Origin of the sequence: Desulforhabdus amnigena, from assembly GCF_027925305.1 — a bacterium.
Classification (GTDB): Bacteria; Desulfobacterota; Syntrophobacteria; order Syntrophobacterales; family Syntrophobacteraceae; genus Desulforhabdus; species Desulforhabdus amnigena.
Window position 1 is genome coordinate 1,017,577 of sequence record NZ_BSDR01000001.1, and the last position, 20,442, is coordinate 1,038,018.

The following is a 20,442-nucleotide window of genomic DNA, read 5'->3' on the forward strand; positions in this document are numbered from 1 at the left end:
AAAAAACCTTATTTTTTCTGCGTTGACGTATAAACGGGTTGCAAACCACATTGCCCCGCTGAGAAAAGTCGAAAAACCACTAGGCCCGATTCGAAGTGTTCATGTTTCTTTTTAGAAATTTTGAGCAATTCCCGTAACGATTTTTCCACTCGAAAGAGTCCCGTACATTATAGAATTCCATCTTCGAAATCAAGCAACCATCAAACAGATGTCCGTTGACAGTCCATCGTTCCAGTGCTTACATATCAAAAAACAAAAACATCCGTCCGGCTTCGACACTTTGTTTGCCTTTTGCAGCTTACAATCGCGAGCAGCCTGAAAAACATTGGTCACTTGACGGGACGATGAATTATCCAATCAGAGAGGGTTTCATGACCAAGGAAAAGATTCGCGAATCGGTTATTGCGGGAAGTTGGTATTCTGATGATCCGCAGACCCTAAAACATGAAATTGCCCGTTACCTGGAAAACGCCGATATTTCGTCTATAGAAGGCGAAGTGGTGGGTCTGGTTGCCCCTCACGCTGGCTACATGTATTCTGGAGGCGTTGCTGCGCATGCTTACAAGACTCTCAAAGGCCGGTCTTTCGATAGCGTTATCGTTCTCGCCCCAAGTCACCGGGCATATTTCAAAGGGGCCAGTGTCTATCCTCTTGGCGGATACCGGACTCCGTTGGGTATTGTCCCTCTGGATCATGAGACAATCGCTTTGTTGCTCAAGCATTCGCCTTTCATCGAGTACATCCCAGAGGCGGACGCCCAGGAACATTCCCTTGAAATTCAACTCCCATTTTTGCAGGTCGTTCTGAGAGACTTTCGTTTGGTTCCCATTGTCATGGCAACCCAATCCTTCGACTTCTGTCTGAAGTTGGCCAACATCCTGGCAGAAGTCTGCAAGGGACGAAGGGTTCTCATTGTGGCCAGCAGCGACCTTTCCCATTATCATTCGTACAAGGAGGCCAAGCAACTCGATCAGTTGGTCATAGACCGCGTTTCCTCCTTCGATCCCCAAGGATTATCTGAAGCCCTCCGCAAAGGCGAATGCGAAGCCTGTGGTGCAGGCCCCATAATCACCATGATGTTGACCGCTCAAAAACTTGGGGCCGATCATGCCAAAGTCCTGCATTATGCCAATTCGGGAGATATTACCGGAGATACCAGGGGTGTTGTAGGCTATATGGCGGCCGCCATCTATAAAGAGACCGGTCAAACCAAGAGCAAGCATCGTGAAAGGTCGGAAAAGGTGGGAGTGGATCTGGGACTCTCCCAAGAGGAAAAGGAAACCCTTCGACACATTGCCTATGAGGCGATCAGGAGCCGTTGTTTGGGCAAGCCTTTCCCGAAGATTCCTCTGACCTCACCGAAATTTAAAGAACATAGAGGCGCATTTGTCTGCCTTCATAAGGGAAAGGAATTGCGCGGTTGTATCGGTATGATCGAAGGCAGGGAGCCTCTACATCAGACCATACGGGATATGGCCGTTCAGGCTGCGTTTGCCGATCCCCGGTTTTGTGCTCTGCAACCGGAGGAATTGGATCAAATCGACATTGAGATTTCCGTTCTGACACCTCTTGAACGCATTCAGAATCCCTCACAAATCGAGATCGGCAAGCATGGTATCTGGATCCGCAAGGGAGCCTATTCCGGTTTGCTTCTGCCCCAGGTTGCCATAGAACAGAAATGGGACCGCAATACTTTTTTGGAATGGACGTGCAGAAAGGCGGGATTACAGCCTGATGCCTGGAAAGAACCGGATACTGAAATCTATATCTTCTCGGCAGACGTTTTCTAAAATTTTTCTCATCTCGAGGAGTTCCAGTGGCAGAAATATTGGACCTACAGGAAAGACGCCGTCGACTGACAGCAAAAAGAGGGTTTGAAAACTGGATTCATCGTTTCAACGAATCCTTCGATGAGAACACTTGCCTGCAGGACATCAGCGATTCGACTCTCAATCAGCTGATCCAGGGGGGAGAGGAATATTCCCTACCTTTGTACGAGTTGACAATGGGAGTGAAAGGATTGGGAGCGGGCACGCACTTCCACTCTTTGAAGAATGTCGACAAAATGGCAGTCATGGACATAACCCTTTTCCTTTTGGACCAGTTGCGCTTTGAGGCTCTCAGACGTTTGGGGTGGATTGAGAATTATCCAACGCAGCGCATTCCCCTGCTGGAGCTCGTTGAAGAATTTTCGGGACGCTTTGCAGCGACCAAGGATCAAACCCCTTCCCTATCCCCCCAGCATCCCCGGTATACTGAATACCAGAAAACTTTCGAGGGAGACCGCGGGCGATTTATCAGAAAGCTCATCCCCGACATGATTCAAGCTTTCAAGCAACGACTGCTCCAGTAATGTGAAACGCGATATCCTTATCTTCTGAAAGAGTGAAAGGCGACCATCGGCGTCCCCTTTACGATTCAAATACCGGAAACCAGGAGGTTTGCATCGGCTGGTTTGCAAACCTCGCCAGAAACACATTAAGCTCTTTGCCTTGCATATTGCTCGGGCAAAGAGCTTAATTTTTGAAGGTAAGATAATGAAATGGCAAGAAAATCTTCCATCAATCAAATTTTCAGCCATCTCTTTTCTTTAGCATTCAGGACAGCCTTAACGATTCCTTCCGTATCGATTCCTTCCGAATGATACAGATCGGACGGCTTGCCCGATAGGCCATACTTTTTCACGCCAAGTCGAATCAGCCTGCAGGGCGTCCCCTCGTCTGTCAGTACGTTGGAGACTCTTGCTCCAAGCCCGGTATCCACATGGTGATCTTCGGCAGTGATGAGGAGTCCGGTCTTGGCCGCTTCAGCAATGGCTGCAGCATCGAGAGGCTTGATAGACGCAAAGTTCAGAACAGCCAACTGCAGGCCGTGTTTTTGAGCAAGCTCTTCCCGAGCCTGCACGGCATAATGGAGAACAGAACCGTAGCTCAAAATGGCGCCGTGAGTTCCTCGTCTCAGCCAATCCGCCTTTCCGGGAACAAACTTATATGCTCCCCCAAATGCGGGGGCTCCTGCCTCATCCAAAATGGGAGACATTTTGGAACGTCCCATCCCGACAAAGAAATTTCCTGGATTTTCGGCGATATGGCGAATCACTCGATCCGTCTGGTTGGGGTCGGCAGGCATAAAGAGAGAAAATCCATACAGGTTTTGCAGGAGGCTCAAATAGTCGATGCACTGATGAGTTTGACCGTCTTCTCCGACGTCCAAACCAACGTGCGTGCAAACCAGTTTCAGTTGTGTCTCGTTGATATCGTTCAAACGATGCTGATTGTACGTTTCGCAAACGCCAAACACTCCAAAAGTACTGAAAAAAGCTGCAAAATCTTCTTTGCTGACAGCGCCCGCCAGAGTCGCACAGTGATGTTCCTGTATGCCTGCTTCAAAAAAGGCATTTTCGGAAAGCCTATGAAAACCCTGCATTTTCACTGAACCTTCCAGATCACAGCTGAAACCCAGGACTTTTGGAATCTCTCCCATGTTGTTCAAACGTGCGAGGTCTTCCAGTACAGCTCCATATGCAGACCGGTTGTCCGTCCGTTCATCAGGGCCATACGTTCTGGGTTCCCCCACCTCAATCCTGGGATAAGCCTGGGGGGCGCAGAAATGACTCTGAAAGATTTTTCGAGTAGAACGCTTTTCCCGGAGCGAAGGGATGGGATTCTCCACTCCCAGTTCTTCAAGGGCCCTGGCGGCTTCATCGTCTTTCAGGGTGGAGCCGTGATATTTGGCCTTGTTTTCCATGAAGGATACACCCTTTCCCATCACGGTGCGGGCTACTATGACTGAAGGGACAGTCGGGTCGTCCACTTCATGCCGGTATACTTTTTTGAGTGCCTGGAAAACCTGCTCGAAATCGTTGCCGTCTTCGACATAAAGGACATTCCAGCGAGAAGCGATGTAATCGGCACGGATTGCCTGAGGCATCACCTGATTGGTGCTGCCCCCGATCTGCAGATGGTTTCGATCTACGATGCCAAAGAGATTGCTGAGTTCGTACTTCACGGCAAAGCGTCTGGCCTCGGCGATCTGCCCCTTTTGTTGTTCTCCATCACCCATGAGAACCGCTACGCGGGCTGGATTTTTCTTCAGCTGGAGGCCCAGGGCCATACCGGCTCCAGCAGATAGTCCCTGGCCTAGATTTCCCGTATTCCATTCGACACCCGGCACACAGCGTTCCACATGCCCTGTAAAGGAAGAACCCGCCTGTCTGAATTCCAGATAGACGTCTTCTTCCTGAACGTAGCCGAATTCGCTCAATACGCTGTAGACGGCAGGGCTGATATGCCCCATGCTTACCAGCAACCGGTCTCTTTCAGCCCAACAAGGATCGTTTGGACGATGGCGGAGCGTGCTGTAAAGAAGCAAAAGCAGGTGCAGGGAGGACATGGACCCACCTGGATGACCGCTCCCGGCAAGTGTGGTGCTCACAATGATCCGTTTTGCGCACCGAAGCCACATTTCATGGAGAGTTCTTTGCTGCTCTTCCGTCAAGGAATTCTGTTCCAAAGAGATGTTGAACATGGTCGTGACCAATCCTTATAGCTAGTGAACTGTTTTATCTTCTGCAACCGCAACCTTCGGCGCATCTTTCAGCCTTTTGAGAACCGCGTCTGCAAATTCGAAAACTGCCTTTTTAAAAGGCGTTTCCACTTCATCCTCTATGACCGGCCGTCCCCGATCGCCACCCTCTACAACGGCAGGATCGAAGGGAATTGACCCCAGGAAGGGAATATTCATCAACTCCGAAGTCCTCCGCCCCCCTCCAGTGCGGAAAATGGGAATGAACTCGTTGCAATGCGGACAGAAAAGACCGGACATGTTTTCCACCAGCCCTGCCATTTCAATGTTGACTTTCCGGCAAAAATTGATGGACTTGCGCACATCGGCCAGGGCCACCTCCTGAGGCGTGGTGACGATGATGGCTTGCGCTTCGGGTATCAGCTTGGCTACACTTAGAGGCTCATCACCCGTTCCTGGAGGACAGTCCACCACCAGAAAATCCAGATCATCCCATTTGCAGTCGGCAATGAATTGTTGAATCACCCCGTGCTTCAACGGCCCACGCCAGATGACCGCTGAATCCGTATCTTCGAGCATCGATTCTATGGATACAACTTTCAGGTTCGGCCGATATTCATGGGGAATAATTTCATGCTCGGGGGTAATATTGAGCAACCCATGAAGCCCGAACATTTTGGGGATGCTGGGTCCGTGCAAATCGACATCCATCAATCCCACTTGATACCCCTTTTGTGCCAAAGCGAGAGAAAGATAGGTAGCCACGCTGCTCTTCCCCACCCCCCCCTTTCCACTCATCACAATGAGTTTGTGCTTGATGCGCATCAGTTTGCACTGAATCACTTCGTCCTTGTTTTTTTTATCTTTGCTCGCACAGCTTGCACACGATTTAGAATCGCAAGATTTCATGTTTTCTCCTCATGCATGCTTACTTTACAAATTTTGTCTGAATTCAAAACTTTGCTACATTAAAGACAATCTTCCTTCTTGTCAACTTTCAGAAAATCCGACATTCTCGTTGGTCTGATACTAGACACTGCGAACAGTACGTGTAAACCCAATCAATTATAACCTCGATTTTTCTTGGCGGGACTGCCACGGGTGTAGTGAAAATCAGGCTGAATCGATCCGCAGATTACGCAGATTGCACCGATTAAATTCCACCTGTCCAAGATAAAAGGGTTCTTAATCTCCTAAAATCTGCGCAATTTGCGGATAAAATGTAAAAATCGGTAAATTAAGAAGAAAGGTGATTTTTTTATGGAAAAAGATCTGGTGAAAAGGACTCAAAAAACGGCAAAAGCTCTCTTTGATGGCCCAACAACACTCGAAGTTCCCTATCATTTATGGAAAGAATTCGACCGGGATCTGGCCAAGGACCTCTCGCTTTTCATAACCGGCAATCTTTATTCCAGAGAAGTTTTGCCTCTGCCCGAACGCCAGATGGTTGCGGTTGCAGCCCTGGCAGCACTTCAGAAAACCGAAGAACTCAAAATACATTTGCACGGCGCATTGAACGTGGGGGTTCCCCCAAAAAAGCTGAGTGAAACCATTTTTCAGATCGGAGTTTATGCCGGCTTTCCTGCGGTAAACTCAGCACTTTCAGCGTTCAAGGAAGTTTTGATCAGCCGTGGACAATGGCCGCTGCCTCATGACGAACAGCCATGACATCAATCCCAGGGATCCGCACCTTATTTTTTTCTTTTTATTAGCGGAGAATATTCTTGCATTTTTACTCCTTGAAAGTTGAACGAGAAGCATTATCATTCCGAGGTATCATTCAATTCGATCAGCAAACATATTGACGCATTTTTAATACGACATTGTCACATTGACCCACGAATGAAATCTGACAATGTCAAGTAAGAACCTATCCGGAAACCACCTGTGGACTTTGCGACACCCCCCTTGGTCCCCCCTCGAGGGGGGAATTAAAGGGGGGTGTCCGCTGCCGAGGTAGGTTTTCGGATAGGCTCTAAGTCAGGAAAGGTCGACGAACATGCCAATTTATGAGTACCGATGCAAGAGTTGTCAGAATGATTTTGAAATATTGATTATTTCTTCCGATGACCAACAAAATGCAACGTGCCCAAAATGCAAGAGTCGCGAAGTTGAACGGATCCTGTCTTGCTTTTGTAAATCATCGGCCATAACAGACGGAGCTGGATCGAGTTGCAATGCCGGTTCCGGAGGATTCAGCTGAGCATGAGATCACTTCGACTGGCAGTTGAAGCGATTATCTCTCCTGAGTGTCATGAAAATAAGCGGAAGTCGAAGACTGGATGGGGCAGACAGATCTGGAGGTAAAAATGTCTTGGGATGTACTGATTTTAATTGTAGCAGTAGTCGTTTGGGTTGTCCTCAATCGCTGGATATTTCCCAAAATGGGGATTCCTACCTGAATGTCTTCTTCCTGTGAGATTGGAAATCCCACAAAAAAGAAAAATTCTTAATGATCAACGCGGTCCATGCCATGAGTAGCACGGCCAGCTCGTTGGCCGTGCCCGCAGGGCGAGAGGACCCCAAGAACGACAATCGGTACCCCACGCCTTTTGGATCCAGGCAACAAGTCGCCTGGGGTACCCTTCCTGCAGCTCAATTTATTTGCGTAATTCCCTCATGAAAAGCGATGCTATCACGGGCTATGAGGCTTTTTTCATATAAAAGGTCATGAGCCTCCATACTCCCTCACCTGCCAAAAGAACGAGAGCGCCGGGAGGAAGACCTCCGACTCGAGACAAAGAGAAACACGATCACTAAGAAGGCAAATCCTCCCAGGATTCCCGTCAGCCAGCGCCAGTCGATTTTGTGCACAGATATGAGAGTCTGCCATGTTCTTTTGAACCAGTTGGCCAGAGGCAAATCTTCATGGCTAATCAGGGGGATAGTTTTTTGGGGATCATCTGAAACGTAGAAAACGACTTTGCCGATCTGTTGCTGAGCAGTGACGGGAGCCGTGATTTCCTCGGGAGCCTGAACTTCCCAGCGTAAGAGATTTTTTTGCGCCAAGCGGATCAGGAAACTGGGATTTTCTGCAGGATAAAGATCCAGAACATTCTTTTTCCCCTTCCATACATTGACCTGTTTCAAAGGTTGGCCCTGAGGAAAGGGCTGGACCAATGTGTAGTACCGGAACCCGTAGTTGAGCAGTTTCAATGCTTCACGTTCGCGAACCGATGGACTGGCGGTGCCCATGACCACCGCCAATAAGCGCATGCCATTGCGTTCAGCGGTGGCGGAAAGATGATAGCCGGCAGCACCGACATAACCCGTTTTCAGTCCATCGACGCTAGAATCCTTCAAAAGCAAACGGTTGCGATTGTATTGGTTGATCCCGTTATATGTAAATTCCTTCATGGAGTGAAAGCGCAGCGATTCGGGGAAGTGTTGAAGATACGATAAATCCAGAATGGCCATGTCCCGGGCGCTTGTCACCTGGCCCTGGTCCGGCAAACCATGAGGGTTCATGAAATGGGTCTGAGTCATACCCAATTCTTTTGCCTTTTGATTCATGGCGTCTACAAAAGCATCTACACTGCCGGCCAGATGTTCAGCAAGAGCCACACAGGCGTCATTGCCGGAAACTACGGCAACTCCTTTCAACAACTCTTCCAATGGGACTTTATTTCCCACCCCCACAAACATTTTGGAGCCACCGGTGCGCCAGGCCGTTTCACTGACCCACACTTCGTCATCCATGTGAATGACCCCCTGTTTCAGTGCCTGAAATACCAAATAGAGGGTCATGATCTTGGTGAACGAGGCCGGTTCGATGACTTCATCCGCATTGTGTTCGAACAAAATGGTGCCCGTCGACACTTCCATCAAAACCGCTCCTCTGGCATCGATCTGCCCCGGAGAAGTTTCAATGCCCGCACCATTCGTCTGACCAGGTTCGGAGTTGATGCTTTTCGTGGGCACGGGTACAGCTTTTATCCTTTTTCGAGAACCACGTTCTGCACCCATTCCAACAGAAGGGGTTAAAAGAGATAGACACAAAACAAACACTGCGGATAAGACCGCAAAACGTTTCATCTGCATAGGATTCCCCCGCGAGATATTGTTCTTCCACTTCCCCAAAGGGATATTTTTTTAACCCGTTGCCTCAAGCGACTCCCTCTTTGGCGTGAAAAAAAAATTAAGGATTGAACTCCTGCAAACCTTGAAACCTTCCAAGACTGCTGCTCTATGGGAACAAATGTTTTCCAATGCACCACAGCCGAAGAGTAAACTTCTATACCTCTAATTTCATACGATTACAAGGAGTGCACAAAAGAGAAGACTCCCCGTGCTTTTTCCGCAAGCTTCAGGCAAGGCAAAAAATCGAAAGAACATTCAAGGAACATTACCCACAATTTTATCCGCTTTTGCGGATTCCATACCGGCACTAGCTCTCCAAAAAGCCGATCCAACATCGAGAAACTGGACGGAACCGGTACCCGGGCTGTAGCCACCTGCAATCTATCCGTAAGTCAAAAATAAAAAAAGGGGTTAAGTCTAAAGACCTAACCCCTTGAATTGCCCTGGAGGCGGCAATCGGATTCGAACCGATGAATAACGGTTTTGCAGACCGCTCCCTTACCACTTGGGCATGCCGCCGTTCTTGATGATGGGGATTATCTACTGGAAAAGAGGGGCGCTGTCAAGGGGAAGTTCCAAGATGTGCGCCCATTCCCACGGAAAGATTTTCCGCTGCGGCCTCCACTCTATCTCTTGAAAGCCTTCAAGCCGGCATAGCAGGCGGAATCCCCGAGCTCTTCCTCGATTCTGAGCAGTTGATTGTACTTGGCGATTCGATCCGTTCTGGAAAGCGAACCCGTCTTGATTTGACCCGCGCCGGAGGCGACGGCCAAATCTGCAATAGTCGTATCTTCTGTTTCGCCGGAACGGTGAGAAATCACGGCGGTATAGCCGGCATTCATAGCCATATTTATGGCCTGGAGGGTTTCCGTTACTGTCCCGATCTGGTTGAGCTTAATGAGAATTGAATTGGCAACGCCTTCCAAAATGCCTTTGGCCAGAATCTTCGTGTTTGTGACGAAAACGTCGTCACCCACGATCTGGATTTTATTTCCCAACCGATCGGTCAACAGCTTCCAGCCGGGCCAATCCCCCTCAGCCATTCCATCCTCAAGAGAAATGATGGGATATTTTGAGGCCCATTCAGCATAGAATTCCACCAGTTCTTCCGCACTCTTCCGGGGGTTTTTCTCCGCTTCCAGGCGATAAGAGCCATCCTTGTAGAATTCACTGGCGGCAGCATCCAGGGCGATGAAAATATCCTTGCCCGGTTCATATCCCGCTGCTTCAATGCCCTGCATGAGCACTTCCATGGCTTCTTCGTTGGAACGAAGATTGGGTGCAAATCCTCCTTCATCACCCACCGCAGTGTTCAAGCCTTTGGATTTGAGCACCTTTTTCAAATGATGAAAGGTTTCTGCCCCCATCCTCAATGCTTCCCGGAAAGTGTGAGCTCCGGCCGGGACAATCATGAATTCTTGAATATCCAAATTGTTGTCTGCATGGGCGCCCCCGTTGAGGACGTTCATCAGAGGAACGGGCAGAAGGTACGTCAAAGCCCCTCCAAGATACCTGTAAAGAGGGAGTTCGCTCTCGGCTGCAGCCGCCTTGGCGGCAGCCATGCTGACCGCGAGAATGGCGTTGGCTCCGAGCCGGCCCTTATTTTCCGTTCCATCGAGGGAAATAAGAAACTGATCCAGTCCGACCTGATCTCTTCCGTCCATGCCGATGATCTTTGGTGCGATCTCATCGTTGACATTTTGAACCGCCTTCATGACTCCTTTACCAAGATAACGCCCGGCGTCACCGTCTCTCAACTCCAGAGCCTCCCGGGATCCGGTCGAAGCTCCTGACGGAACGGCGGCAGTTCCCCGGTAACCACTGTCCAGGAGAACTTCCGCCTCCACAGTGGGATTTCCGCGTGAATCCAAAATTTCTCTACCCTTCACAAAAAGAATTTCACCCATTATTCCTTTCCTCCTCAGAATCATTGCGAGTTCATTTCAAAAACGAATGGGAGTATGCTCCATTTGCCAAAACAATACCACTGAATGATCTTTTAGGTTAGGATTGATGAAGAATCTTGACCGTTGTGCGAATATCCAATTAAAATAAGAAATTTGATTAAAGTTATCAATCCGAAAGAGAGGACAAGATTATGGCTACATTGACGACAAGCGATTTGCGTAAGGGACTGAAGTTGGAGATTGATGGTGAACCATACATCATAGTGGATTTCGAATTTTCCAAACCGGGAAAAGGACAGGCATTGTATCGCTGTCGCCTCAAAAACATGATTACCGGTTCCCAATTTGATCGTACTTACCGCTCTGTGGACAAGTTTGAATCTGCAGACCTTGAAGAGCAGGATATGCAGTTTCTCTACAGTCAAGGCGACAGTTATCACTTTATGAACACGGCAAATTATGAGCAAATTGAGATGAACGCCGACCAGGTGGGGGATGCGAAAAATTATCTCACCGAAAATCTGGTGGTAAGCATGCTTTTCTTTCAGGGCCGTCCCATCGGCATCAACCTGCCAAACTTCGTTGAGCTCAAAGTCATTCAGTCCGACCCCGGCATAAAAGGTGACACAGCGGCTGGTGCAACCAAACCGGCCAAATTGGAAACCGGTTTTGTCATTCAAGTTCCCCTTTTCATTGAAGAGGGCGAAACATTGAAGATCGACACACGAACAGGATCTTACGTAGAACGAGTAAAATCCTGAGAACTATGTCCGAACGAGAAATCCTAGCTGCCAAACGCCCTCGGATGGAACTTCGCTGCCGCATTCTGCAGGCCATTCGAAGTTTTTTCCTGGATGCAGGCTTCCTGGAAGTTCAAACGCCGCTCCGGACACGTGAGCCGGCCCCGGAACTTTATATCGAAGCCATCCCGGCAGGCGACGATCATTTTCTCATAACCAGCCCAGAGCTTTACATGAAGCGACTGTTGGCAGCGGGCTATGAAAAAATTTTTCAGATCTCTCCTGTTTTTCGGTATGGCGAATACGGTCGCTATCACCATACCGAGTTCCTGATGCTGGAGTGGTACCGATTGGACGCCGATTATATCGATTTGCAGAATGACTGTCAGAACTTACTCCTGTCTATCTGCGAATTGGAAGGCGTTGCTACCGGTTGGAATTATCAGGGGCATTGGTTAGAAGTAAATGGAAAATGGCAGCGTTACACAGTCGGGGAAGCATTTCGCCTGTATGCCGGTTGGGAACCCGGCTCAGTTGTGGATCAGGATCGTTTTGATCTGGACCTGGTGGAAAAGATTGAAACTCAGCTGGGCTTTCCAACCCCATGCATCCTCATGGACTACCCGGCAAGTCAGGCAGCCTTGGCGCGTCTAAAAAGGGAGGATCCTTCCGTCGCCGAACGTTTTGAACTTTACTGGGCTGGTTTGGAACTGGCCAATGGCTTCAGTGAACTTACCAATGCAGATGAACAGCGCATGCGCTTTGAGAGCGCTTTAGAGATGCGCCGGGATCAAGGCTACTCCCCTTACCCTCTACCCGAACGTTTTCTCGAAAGTCTAGAACATCTTCCGCCTTGCGCCGGTATTGCCCTGGGAGTCGACCGTCTCATCATGCTCCTGGCAAATGCCCGCCATATAGACGAGATAGTAGCCTTTCCTCCCGGGTTTGAATGAATTTTTCTTCTTGTTCTTTTTATTAACCCCCATGACCGGATACCAGCCGTGAGCTTTTTTTTCATATAAACTACGGAAACACAGAGGGCACAGAGAAAGACTTACGAATGAAATCTCTGTGTCTCCGTGGTTCAGATAAGATCTAACAATGTCGAGGTAGTTCTCTACTCGAAATTGGTTTAATCTTATGGGCGTAATTTCCTTTTCTTCCCTCGTTGAGTCTGAAGCTAAATCATTGACTCCACAGGTATAGTGTGCTACGGGAACACAATCCTATTTTGTTGTTTTCAATAATATTTTTTTACCGCCAGTGCTGCAAGGATAATCATGAGTTCTCTAAGAATCCCCGTCTTTCTTCTCCTGGCCATTTTCTCTTTTTATGGCTGCACTCATTTGGAAACCCGGTCAAACTTTATGGCAGGGCAAGCCCATTTAACCCTACCAAGTGAATCCCTCACACGAGCCGGAATATATTATGATTATCTTGCAGCGCAACGTTACTTGAAAGACAAACAAGTGGATGAAGCCACTCAAGCTTACAGTGATGCAGTAGAAAAGGATCCCCGTTCTCCCGTTTTGCTGACCGAACTGGCTTCTCTTTATGTTCGCCAGGGAAACATCGAACTGGCCCTCCAATTAATAGAAGAAGCCACGACCTACGACCTCAAGTATGAGCCCGCCTATATGCTTCAGGGCCAGCTCTATGCCGGTATTGGAAACAATGCAAAAGCAATAGCGGCTTATAAGCGTGTCATCGAACTCAACCCGTCCAACGAGGATGCCTATCTTTTATTGGGAGCCCTTTATGCGCAGGAAGGACGTTTTTCCGAAGCAGTCGAAACATTTGACCATCTGAGAACGCTTCTCCCCGACAATCCTGCCGCAATTTATTACAAGGCGCGTGTTTTCCTGGACATGAAGTTCTACAAGCAAGCGGAAAGTGTATACAAGGAAATTCTCTCGATGGATCCGGCTTTTGAGAGTGCCCTTCTGGATCTTGCTTATATCTACGAAGTGACCGACCGGCCCGGTGCTGCCGAAAAAACATACAAAAAAGCTCTCGCATTTGATGCGACAAGTGTGCAAGCTCGAACACGGCTTGGGAACCTCTACATGCGACAAAACAAGCTCGACAAGGCTTTGGAAGAATTTGAACAGATACTGTCTCTTAATTCTAAAGACTTGGAGACGCGCCTCAAGGTCGGTCTGATTCAGCTCCAACAAAAAAGGTATGACGAAGCGATTCGATCCTTCAGCTATCTCCTGGCCGAAGAACCGCAGTATGACCAGGCTCTTTACTATCTCGCTTCTACTTACCAGGAAAAAGTGGATTTTGTGCAGGCGATCCAATATTTTAAAACGATACCTCCGGACAGCCCGCTCTGGGCGACCGCTCAAATCCGGATAGCCCTGCTTTATGCCAAACAGAACGACTATGCCAAGAGTATAGAGATCATTCAAAGCGCCATCGAAAAACAGCCGGACTCGTCTGAACTTTATCTGTACCTGGCGGTTATTTACGAAGAGCAAAATAAGTATGAGAACGCCATCAAGGTACTGGACAAAGGGCTTGAGAAAACGGGTCAGGATGTTGACTTGCTTTTTCGCAAAGGTGTGCTCTTGGACAAGATTGGAAGGAAGGAAGAGGCCGTTAAAGTGATGCAGACGATACTCTCGATCGAACCCCAAAACCCCAATGCGCTCAACTATGTCGGCTACACCTACGCAGAGATGGGCATTCGGCTTTTGGAAGCCAAACAAATGATCAAAACCGCGCTGGAACTGCAGCCTGATGACGGTTATATTATGGACAGTATGGCATGGGTTTATCATAAACTGGGACAAAATAAGAAAGCACTGGAAATCATACTGCAGGCCGTGAAACGGGTTCCAACGGACCCTGTGATCCATGAACACCTTGGAGATATTTACATGAGCCTGGGCAGAAAGCAGAAGGCTCTTCAGGCTTATTTGAAAGCTCTTGAGCTGGGCCATACCGAACCCGACAAGATCAAAGAAAAGATGAAGCACATCCAATGATAAGACCGGTGAAAAAATTTTTTCTGTGGGCAGTGGTTGCCGTGCTGCTTTCTATTTGGGGGTGTGCCCGTTATCCCGGAGTGGTCGAACGGCCAAAGCCTCTTTCGAATGAAGAATGGGTCGCCAGACTGAAAGATCGTGCCGAATACTGGCAGACCTATCAGGCAACACTCCATCTCAGGGCGGACAGCGCCAAGGGAAAGTACCCCCTTCGCGCCGTCATTCTTGCCAATCTTCCCGGTCAGTTTCGCCTGGAAGCATTCAACCTCTGGGGACAGACTCTCGGGGTACTCATACTAAACAATGATCAATCCACTCTCTGGGTTCCCAATGAAAGAACCATTTATACAGCTCAGAAACCCGGTGTTCTCACAGATCATTTCCTGGGTGTTTCCCTGCCCCTGGATATTTTGGGGTACAGTCTTGCGGCCTGTCTTCCTCCCGCAGAGTTGAAGACTTTCAAAATGGTTGCAGGTAGTTCCAAATGGATCGGCATGTCCAGAGGAATAGAAAACGGCTGGTCTTATCAATGGGAATTTCTATCCCAGCCCATGGCCTTGAAAGCCTTCGAGGCACGAGAAGGGCTTTGGCATTATTCTGTCACCTATGAACCTTCGGTTCCGCTGGATGTGAAAGGAAGTCCTCAGAGAGTCAAGTTCCTTTCGTCTGAATGGCAAATGGACATCACTCTGGATCAGATTCAAGTCACAAGCAATTTACAGAGCGATCTCTTCCTTCCTGTTTTTCCCGGGGAGACGCGCAAAGTGAACCTGGATGCATCCAAATGACAAAATACGAGTCACACGAAAAACGATTTGTTGTCGACGCCATGCTGGGAAAGCTCGCCAAATGGCTTCGCATTCTGGGGTTTGATACAAGATATGAGCGTTTAGACCGACCACAACAGCTGGAACATTACCGCAAGGAAGGCTTCTATATCATTACGCGTAAACAACGTTGGATGCATCAGGATCATGTTTATTTTCTGTCATCAAACGATTCCATGGATCAACTCAAAGAGGTCATTGCCCAAATTCCCATAGCTTTCCAGGAGGTTCGTCTTCTGCACAGGTGTATCGTTTGTAATCATGAATTGGAAAGACTCCCTCGCGACCTCGCTTTTGGTCAGGTTCCGGACTATATCTTTGAAACAAATATATTGTTTTTCCAATGTACAAAGTGTAGCAAGGTATATTGGCCTGGAAGCCACCCGAAGCGCATGATGGAGCGCCTTCAGGAAAGGCTGGGATGGAAAAGTTTCGAGAGATGAAAAAAACAGGAGCAGGAGGATGAGGAGATGAGCAGCATTCTTAAGACCATTTTGGATATAGCGCAAAAAATGAGTTACTTTTTTCTTGAATATTTGCAGATTCTTTTTTCATTTGTCATGAAGTTCTACAAGTTGCAGATGTTGAAATGGAAAAAATGCTCCGGCCATAAGGAACTCGCCAAGGCTCAATCGCTGCTGGGGTCTGCCGTATACTCTCTCCACAAGCAGGGTCAGGAGGATTTGATGGCTCATCCCTCCATCATCGATCAACTGAGGCTCGTGGAAGATGCGGAATCGAAATTGTTGCAGGCCGATGACGAGTTGGAGAACATAGAAAAAGCGCACGAAAGCAAAAAAGAAGCGATCAAGGGAAAATATGCAGCAAAACGGACCGAGGTGGGTAGGGGGGAATCGGAAGGTCAATAACAAAAGCCGAAAATTATATGAGGGGATGCCCTCCCCTCTTTTTCCCTTTTCCAGGATTTCGTTCTCCGCCCTCATCACCTGGTGGCACATTCGGAAGTATCTCCCTGAATTTTCTCCAATGCATGGGGCAAGGCGGGCAAGAGCACTTCCAGGTTTTCGAGGGCGCCTTTGGGACTACCGGGTAGGTTTGCAATGAGTGTTTTACCGCGAATGCCAACCACTGCCCGCGAAATCATGGCATGGGGTGTCTTTTGAAGGCTGGCGGCACGCATGGCTTCCGCCATGCCGGGGATGGTTCTTTCCACCACCGCCAGCGAAGCATCGGGAGTAACATCCCTTGGCGACACGCCCGTCCCACCTGTGGTAATGATCAATGCAACCTTTTTGTCATCCGCGTACGAACGCAGGACTCTGGAAATCTCAGATATTTCGTCTGGAACGATCTCCTGATAGAGCACTTCAAATCCTTCAGCGTTCAACCGTTCCAGAAGTTTGCGGCCTGAAATGTCGTCCCTTTCCCCTCGCGATCCTCGATCACTCACCGTAACAATTGCAGTCGTACGGCAAAACTTTTTCTCACCCATGACATCCTCCCGGCCGATCTCACCATCCCGGTCATTTTTTTTCGTAGCCGATTACTGCGGAGGAGACTCGGGACTCTCCACAAACAGCCCGACGGGCGGAAATGAATACCGCCCACCGAGCCAAACGCAAAAAGGGACAAAATCTATAAGGCAAAAAACTGAAAGGAAATTATTTTTCCTCTTGCTTGGACGCCTCTATGATCTTTTCCTGAAGTTGACCGGGAACTTCTTCATAATGGGAAAACTTCATGGTGAACATACCGCGTCCTGCAGTCATAGAACGAAGGTCCGGAGCGTATTTAAGAACTTCCGCCAGAGGAACATTCGCTTTTACGATCTGTTTCTTGCCTTTGCTCTCCATACCGAGCACTCTACCACGTCTGGAATTCAAATCTCCGATCACGTCGCCCATGCAGTCGTCCGGAACCGTGATTTCCATCAGCATGATGGGTTCGAGAAGAGTGGGTTTTGCCTCCATAACGGCTTTCTTGAAAGCCATCGAACCCGCAATTTTGAAGGCCATTTCTGAAGAATCGACAGGGTGAAAAGACCCATCGACGAGATCCACCTTGAAATCGACCACGGGATATCCCGCCAAAGGCCCTTCAGGCAAAGCCTCGGCGATCCCTTTTTCCACCGCGGGAATATATTGCTTGGGGATAACTCCGCCGACAATCTTGTCATAGAACTGAAAACCTTCGCCTCGAGGCAGCGGTTCCATTTCGATCCAACAGTCACCGTACTGTCCACGTCCGCCGGACTGCTTTTTGTACTTGCCCTGAACCCTGGTTTTGCCTTTGATCGTCTCCTTGTAGGTGACCTTGGGAAGCGTCAGGTTGACTTCCACGCCGAACTTTCTTTTCAACTTGTCAATAGTTGCTTCGATATGAATTTCACCCATTCCGGAGAGGATCATCTCTTTTGTATCTTCTTTTCTCTCCAGTTTCAAAGTGAGGTCTTCTTCCATAAGGCGGGAAAGAGAGGAGAATATCTTTTCTTCATCACCCTTGCTTTTGGGTTCCACGGCCAGAGAGTAAATCGCCGGAGGCAGTTCAACAGGAGGAAACACGATGATATCTTTTTCGGAACACAGGGTGTCTTGTGTCGTAGTTTCTTTCAACTTCGCTACGGCGACGATATCGCCTGGACCAGCAATCTGCAAAGGTTCCTGGTTTTTCCCCTTGAGCCTGAGCAGTTGCCCGAAACGTTCCTTGCAGCCCTTGGTGGAATTATAGACGGTGGAGTCGGGAGCCAACGTCCCAGAAAAGATCCGCATAACGGAAAGGCGGCCGGCGTAGGGATCGCTGATCGTCTTTATGACCAAGGCACTGAAAGGAGCATCAGCAGCGGGCTGCCGGATGACCTCGGCATCGCCTTGAGCATTCATTCCGGACTTTTCTCCCCGATCAAGAGGGGAAGGAAAGCAGTCCACAATCAGATCCATGAGCGGCTGAATGGCAAGGTTTCCGGTACCCGAACCGCAGGTTATGGGAACCAGTTTCTGGGAAACCACGGCTCCGCGCAGTCCGTTCTTGACTTCTTCGGGACTCAGTTCTCCCTCTTCAAGATATTTTTCCAGAAGAGCATCGTTGGATTCAGCGACACGTTCAACGAGTTCTTCCTTATACTGCGCTACCTGATCTGCCAATTCGGAAGGCATATCCTGAATTTCAAATTCTCCGCTTTCGCCCTTGTTGAAGTAATAGGCTTTGCCGGTCAGAATATCTACAATCCCTTTGAAGTTTTCCGCAACCCCGATGGGGACTTGAAGGGGCACACAGGATTTTCCAAAATTGCCTTGAATGTCTTCAACTGTTTTGAAAAAATCCGCCCTTTCCCGATCGATCTTGCTCACGAAGATGATTCTAGGTTGATTCATTTCATTGGCAAATTCCCACACCTTCTCCGTTTGCACGCGCACACCGTCGATGGCGTCGGTCAAAACGAGAACCGCGTCGGCGCCCTGCATGGAAGTTTTCGTCTCGGCAATGAAATTGAAATCGCCCGGCGTATCGATGACTGTAAGCTGATGCTTCTTCCAGGTAAAAGTATTGAAGGCTGTGCTGATGGTGATCTTTCGCTTTATCTCTTCGGGTTCGTAATCCATGATGGATGTGTTTTCATCCACCTTTCCGAGGCGGGTCGTCACTCCAGCATTGAACAGCATAGCCTCGGCCAAAGAGGTTTTACCTGCACCACCATGGGAAATGATAGCGAAAGTTCGAACACTTTTTATTTCATCTTTCATGTCTCTTCCTTTCTCCGATCAATACGGCCTCAAGGGCCGGGCTCATTACCGTTGGCGAAACATTTTCCCGCATAAGCGTTTAAAATCATCAACGAGGGTACCGGAAACCTTACAGATAAATGGATGAAATGAATCCGCTTCGTGGAACGGTTAAGTACCCTCTGTGTTCTTCATCCACATCATTTTCCCTTCCCGCGGATCACTCCCTCAATATTTGGAAATTCCGGGGAAAAACAGAATGAGAAAAATAGGTCAAATTTCAAGCTAAAGTCAAGAGAATTCCTGATCCATCTGCACTGCGCAAGCGCACCCGGTCCTCCATTCAACCAAGAAACCGACTGAAACATGCCAAATATTCGGCGTCCCGGGTGAAACTCACCGATTGCCAAAGCAGTGAGAGTCCATTTTTCATTGCAGATGGCGGGAGTTTTTTCCATTGATTTTTTTCCCTTGTATGTTACTTAGCTGATTTTTCTATAAGAACGTTTTACTATCGCAATTCGGCAAATTCGGTTCAAAGAGAAACGAAGGTTTGCTGGCGATTGGAGAAATAATATTATGTTGTTTGCCATCGATTCAAAGAGGATGCTTGCCGTTTTCATTTGAATGATTAGGAGAGCAGAGTAGAGGAAGCGGTGGACTGCGCATGCGGAAGGAAAACGTTCAGAGCGAGCCATGGAACATTCTGGACATATAATTCATGAATAAGCCAGGTACTTGGGAAGAATACAGCAACAGATTTATCAACCATTTGCGTTTCGAACGCGGATTGAGCGATGAGACAATCCGCGCCTATGCCAGTGACCTGAGACAGTTGCAGGAATATTACTTTTCCAGGACGGGAAATGAGGACTTGACGCTTTCCGATATATCCGCTGATTTTATCAGGGGATTTCTGGCCTCGATGCATAAACGCCTTGAAAAGACCAGTCAAGCCAGGAAGCTTTCCACACTCCGCACTTTTTTCCGCTATCTCGACGATTATGATTTATTTGATGAAAATCCGGCGGATCGGGTAGCCTCACCAAAAACCAAGGCCAAAATTCCATCTTTTTTGGATGTGGACGATGTGTTTCATTTTCTGGATGCTCTTCAAAAGGCTGCCACAGTCGCGGGCTGTTCGTGGAGACGGGTTCGGAACTGGGCTCTTTTCGAATGTCTGTACTCCACGGGAATTCGTGTCGGAGAACTGGTGAATCTCGATGAACCCCACGTCGCCTTCGACGGCGGTATGGTGAAAGTAACGGGAAAAGGATCTAAAGAGCGTGTAGTGCCCATTGGTAAAAAGGCCTTGGTTTCCATAAGGGAATACCTGAACGCTCTGAACCTGCAGTTTCCTGAAGGCTGTGCACAGAATCCTGCACTTTTCAAAAATGCCAGGGGGGGCAGACTCACTGCCCGCTCGGTACAGAGGATCCTGCAGATGGAGTTGAAAAAATGCGGGCTATGGCAGCATCTCAGCCCACATGCGTTGCGCCACACATTCGCAACCCATCTTTTGAATGCCGGCGCGGACTTGCGTGCGATCCAGGAAATGCTTGGGCATTCCAATCTTTCCACCACACAGCGCTATACACATGTTCACATGAATCAACTGATGAAAACGTATGACAAGGCACATCCTCGCAGTCGAAAACGTGAGTGATGCGACAGAGGCGCCCACAACGCCC

The 20,442-nt window shown here is 48.6% G+C and carries 18 protein-coding genes and 1 tRNA gene; 11 read left to right on the forward strand and 8 right to left on the reverse strand.

Annotated features, from left to right (window positions below):
* The first annotated feature begins 371 nt into the window (after nucleotides 1-371).
* Entirely contained in the window at nucleotides 372-1,790 is a 1,419-nt protein-coding gene (amrB, locus tag QMG16_RS04465; protein ID WP_281792468.1) for an AmmeMemoRadiSam system protein B, read from the forward strand.
* A 26-nt stretch (nucleotides 1,791-1,816) separates the two neighbouring features.
* Nucleotides 1,817-2,353: a hypothetical protein gene (locus QMG16_RS04470; protein ID WP_281792469.1), complete on the forward strand. Its 537-nt coding sequence runs from the start codon at nucleotides 1,817-1,819 to the stop codon at nucleotides 2,351-2,353.
* Nucleotides 2,354-2,565: 212 nt separating this feature from the next.
* On the opposite strand, the gene QMG16_RS04475 is transcribed toward QMG16_RS04470, so the two are convergent.
* Both QMG16_RS04475 and QMG16_RS04480 read right to left on the reverse strand, forming a co-directional pair.
* A complete protein-coding gene (locus QMG16_RS04475) occupies nucleotides 2,566-4,527 on the reverse strand; it encodes a transketolase (protein ID WP_281792470.1) in 1,962 nt (653 codons plus the stop codon).
* A 21-nt stretch (nucleotides 4,528-4,548) separates the two neighbouring features.
* Nucleotides 4,549-5,433, reverse strand: a complete 885-nt coding sequence (locus tag QMG16_RS04480) for an Mrp/NBP35 family ATP-binding protein (protein WP_281792471.1) — start codon at nucleotides 5,431-5,433, stop codon at nucleotides 4,549-4,551.
* Nucleotides 5,434-5,784: 351 nt separating this feature from the next.
* Between QMG16_RS04480 and QMG16_RS04485 the strand changes: the two genes are divergently transcribed.
* Complete coding sequence (locus QMG16_RS04485; protein WP_281792472.1) at nucleotides 5,785-6,192, forward strand: carboxymuconolactone decarboxylase family protein; 408 nt, start codon at nucleotides 5,785-5,787, stop codon at nucleotides 6,190-6,192.
* Between the two features lie 331 nt (nucleotides 6,193-6,523).
* Nucleotides 6,524-6,727: an FmdB family zinc ribbon protein gene (locus QMG16_RS19520; RefSeq protein ID WP_373878652.1), complete on the forward strand. Its 204-nt coding sequence runs from the start codon at nucleotides 6,524-6,526 to the stop codon at nucleotides 6,725-6,727.
* Between the two features lie 485 nt (nucleotides 6,728-7,212).
* Here the strand turns inward: QMG16_RS19520 and QMG16_RS04490 are convergent, their stop codons facing one another.
* The 3 genes from QMG16_RS04490 to eno all read right to left on the reverse strand — a co-directional run bounded on the left by QMG16_RS04490 (nucleotide 7,213) and on the right by eno (nucleotide 10,511).
* On the reverse strand, nucleotides 7,213-8,445 hold the full coding sequence (locus tag QMG16_RS04490) for a D-alanyl-D-alanine carboxypeptidase family protein (RefSeq protein ID WP_281792473.1): 1,233 nt from the start codon (nucleotides 8,443-8,445) through the stop codon (nucleotides 7,213-7,215).
* Nucleotides 8,446-9,048: 603 nt separating this feature from the next.
* A tRNA-Cys gene (locus QMG16_RS04495) sits at nucleotides 9,049-9,123 on the reverse strand.
* 107 nt (nucleotides 9,124-9,230) lie between these two features.
* Nucleotides 9,231-10,511, reverse strand: coding sequence for a phosphopyruvate hydratase (gene eno, locus QMG16_RS04500; protein ID WP_281792474.1), 1,281 nt, complete (start codon nucleotides 10,509-10,511; stop codon nucleotides 9,231-9,233).
* A gap of 191 nt (nucleotides 10,512-10,702) precedes the next feature.
* Between eno and efp the strand changes: the two genes are divergently transcribed.
* From efp to QMG16_RS04530, 6 genes are all read left to right on the forward strand, one after another.
* Nucleotides 10,703-11,272, forward strand: a complete 570-nt coding sequence (efp, locus tag QMG16_RS04505) for an elongation factor P (RefSeq protein WP_281792475.1) — start codon at nucleotides 10,703-10,705, stop codon at nucleotides 11,270-11,272.
* Between the two features lie 5 nt (nucleotides 11,273-11,277).
* A complete protein-coding gene (gene epmA, locus QMG16_RS04510; RefSeq protein WP_281792476.1) occupies nucleotides 11,278-12,204 on the forward strand; it encodes an EF-P lysine aminoacylase EpmA in 927 nt (308 codons plus the stop codon).
* A gap of 327 nt (nucleotides 12,205-12,531) precedes the next feature.
* Nucleotides 12,532-14,244: a tetratricopeptide repeat protein gene (locus QMG16_RS04515; protein ID WP_281792477.1), complete on the forward strand. Its 1,713-nt coding sequence runs from the start codon at nucleotides 12,532-12,534 to the stop codon at nucleotides 14,242-14,244.
* An 8-nt stretch (nucleotides 14,245-14,252) separates the two neighbouring features.
* A complete protein-coding gene (locus QMG16_RS04520; protein ID WP_281792479.1) occupies nucleotides 14,253-15,032 on the forward strand; it encodes a LolA-like protein in 780 nt (259 codons plus the stop codon).
* Entirely contained in the window at nucleotides 15,029-15,514 is a 486-nt protein-coding gene (locus QMG16_RS04525; protein WP_281792481.1) for a Mut7-C RNAse domain-containing protein, read from the forward strand. Before QMG16_RS04520 ends, QMG16_RS04525 begins: the two co-directional genes overlap by 4 nt.
* 27 nt (nucleotides 15,515-15,541) lie before the next feature.
* A complete protein-coding gene (locus QMG16_RS04530; protein WP_281792483.1) occupies nucleotides 15,542-15,940 on the forward strand; it encodes a hypothetical protein in 399 nt (132 codons plus the stop codon).
* 74 nt (nucleotides 15,941-16,014) lie between these two features.
* Here QMG16_RS04530 and QMG16_RS04535 read toward each other — a convergent pair whose 3' ends face one another.
* The 3 genes from QMG16_RS04535 to QMG16_RS04545 form a co-directional block, all read right to left on the reverse strand.
* Nucleotides 16,015-16,524, reverse strand: a complete 510-nt coding sequence (locus QMG16_RS04535; RefSeq protein ID WP_281792484.1) for a MogA/MoaB family molybdenum cofactor biosynthesis protein — start codon at nucleotides 16,522-16,524, stop codon at nucleotides 16,015-16,017.
* 169 nt (nucleotides 16,525-16,693) lie between these two features.
* The gene (gene fusA / locus QMG16_RS04540; protein ID WP_281792485.1) at nucleotides 16,694-18,772 is read right to left on the reverse strand and encodes an elongation factor G; all 2,079 of its coding nucleotides are present in this window, start codon (nucleotides 18,770-18,772) and stop codon (nucleotides 16,694-16,696) included.
* 179 nt (nucleotides 18,773-18,951) lie between these two features.
* Nucleotides 18,952-19,209 carry a hypothetical protein gene (locus tag QMG16_RS04545; RefSeq protein ID WP_281792486.1) on the reverse strand — a complete coding sequence of 86 codons (258 nt, stop codon included), beginning with the start codon at nucleotides 19,207-19,209 and terminating at the stop codon, nucleotides 18,952-18,954.
* A gap of 263 nt (nucleotides 19,210-19,472) precedes the next feature.
* On the opposite strand from QMG16_RS04545, the gene QMG16_RS04550 reads away from it, so the two are divergent.
* Nucleotides 19,473-20,417 carry a tyrosine recombinase XerC gene (locus QMG16_RS04550; RefSeq protein WP_281792488.1) on the forward strand — a complete coding sequence of 315 codons (945 nt, stop codon included), beginning with the start codon at nucleotides 19,473-19,475 and terminating at the stop codon, nucleotides 20,415-20,417.
* The last annotated feature ends 25 nt before the right edge of the window (nucleotides 20,418-20,442 follow it).

Coding starts and splice junctions, on each gene's coding strand:
- QMG16_RS19520 (WP_373878652.1), top strand. CDS start 6,524: ATGCCAATTTATGAGTACCGATGCAAGAGTTGTCAGAATGATTTTGAA.
- epmA (WP_281792476.1), top strand. CDS start 11,278: ATGTCCGAACGAGAAATCCTAGCTGCCAAACGCCCTCGGATGGAACTT.
- QMG16_RS04530 (WP_281792483.1), top strand. CDS start 15,542: ATGAGCAGCATTCTTAAGACCATTTTGGATATAGCGCAAAAAATGAGT.
- QMG16_RS04515 (WP_281792477.1), top strand. CDS start 12,532: ATGAGTTCTCTAAGAATCCCCGTCTTTCTTCTCCTGGCCATTTTCTCT.
- QMG16_RS04480 (WP_281792471.1), bottom strand. CDS start 5,433: ATGAAATCTTGCGATTCTAAATCGTGTGCAAGCTGTGCGAGCAAAGAT.
- eno (WP_281792474.1), bottom strand. CDS start 10,511: ATGGGTGAAATTCTTTTTGTGAAGGGTAGAGAAATTTTGGATTCACGC.
- QMG16_RS04525 (WP_281792481.1), top strand. CDS start 15,029: ATGACAAAATACGAGTCACACGAAAAACGATTTGTTGTCGACGCCATG.
- QMG16_RS04485 (WP_281792472.1), top strand. CDS start 5,785: ATGGAAAAAGATCTGGTGAAAAGGACTCAAAAAACGGCAAAAGCTCTC.
- fusA (WP_281792485.1), bottom strand. CDS start 18,772: ATGAAAGATGAAATAAAAAGTGTTCGAACTTTCGCTATCATTTCCCAT.
- QMG16_RS04535 (WP_281792484.1), bottom strand. CDS start 16,524: ATGGGTGAGAAAAAGTTTTGCCGTACGACTGCAATTGTTACGGTGAGT.
- amrB (WP_281792468.1), top strand. CDS start 372: ATGACCAAGGAAAAGATTCGCGAATCGGTTATTGCGGGAAGTTGGTAT.
- QMG16_RS04550 (WP_281792488.1), top strand. CDS start 19,473: ATGAATAAGCCAGGTACTTGGGAAGAATACAGCAACAGATTTATCAAC.
- QMG16_RS04475 (WP_281792470.1), bottom strand. CDS start 4,527: ATGTTCAACATCTCTTTGGAACAGAATTCCTTGACGGAAGAGCAGCAA.
- QMG16_RS04545 (WP_281792486.1), bottom strand. CDS start 19,209: ATGGAAAAAACTCCCGCCATCTGCAATGAAAAATGGACTCTCACTGCT.
- efp (WP_281792475.1), top strand. CDS start 10,703: ATGGCTACATTGACGACAAGCGATTTGCGTAAGGGACTGAAGTTGGAG.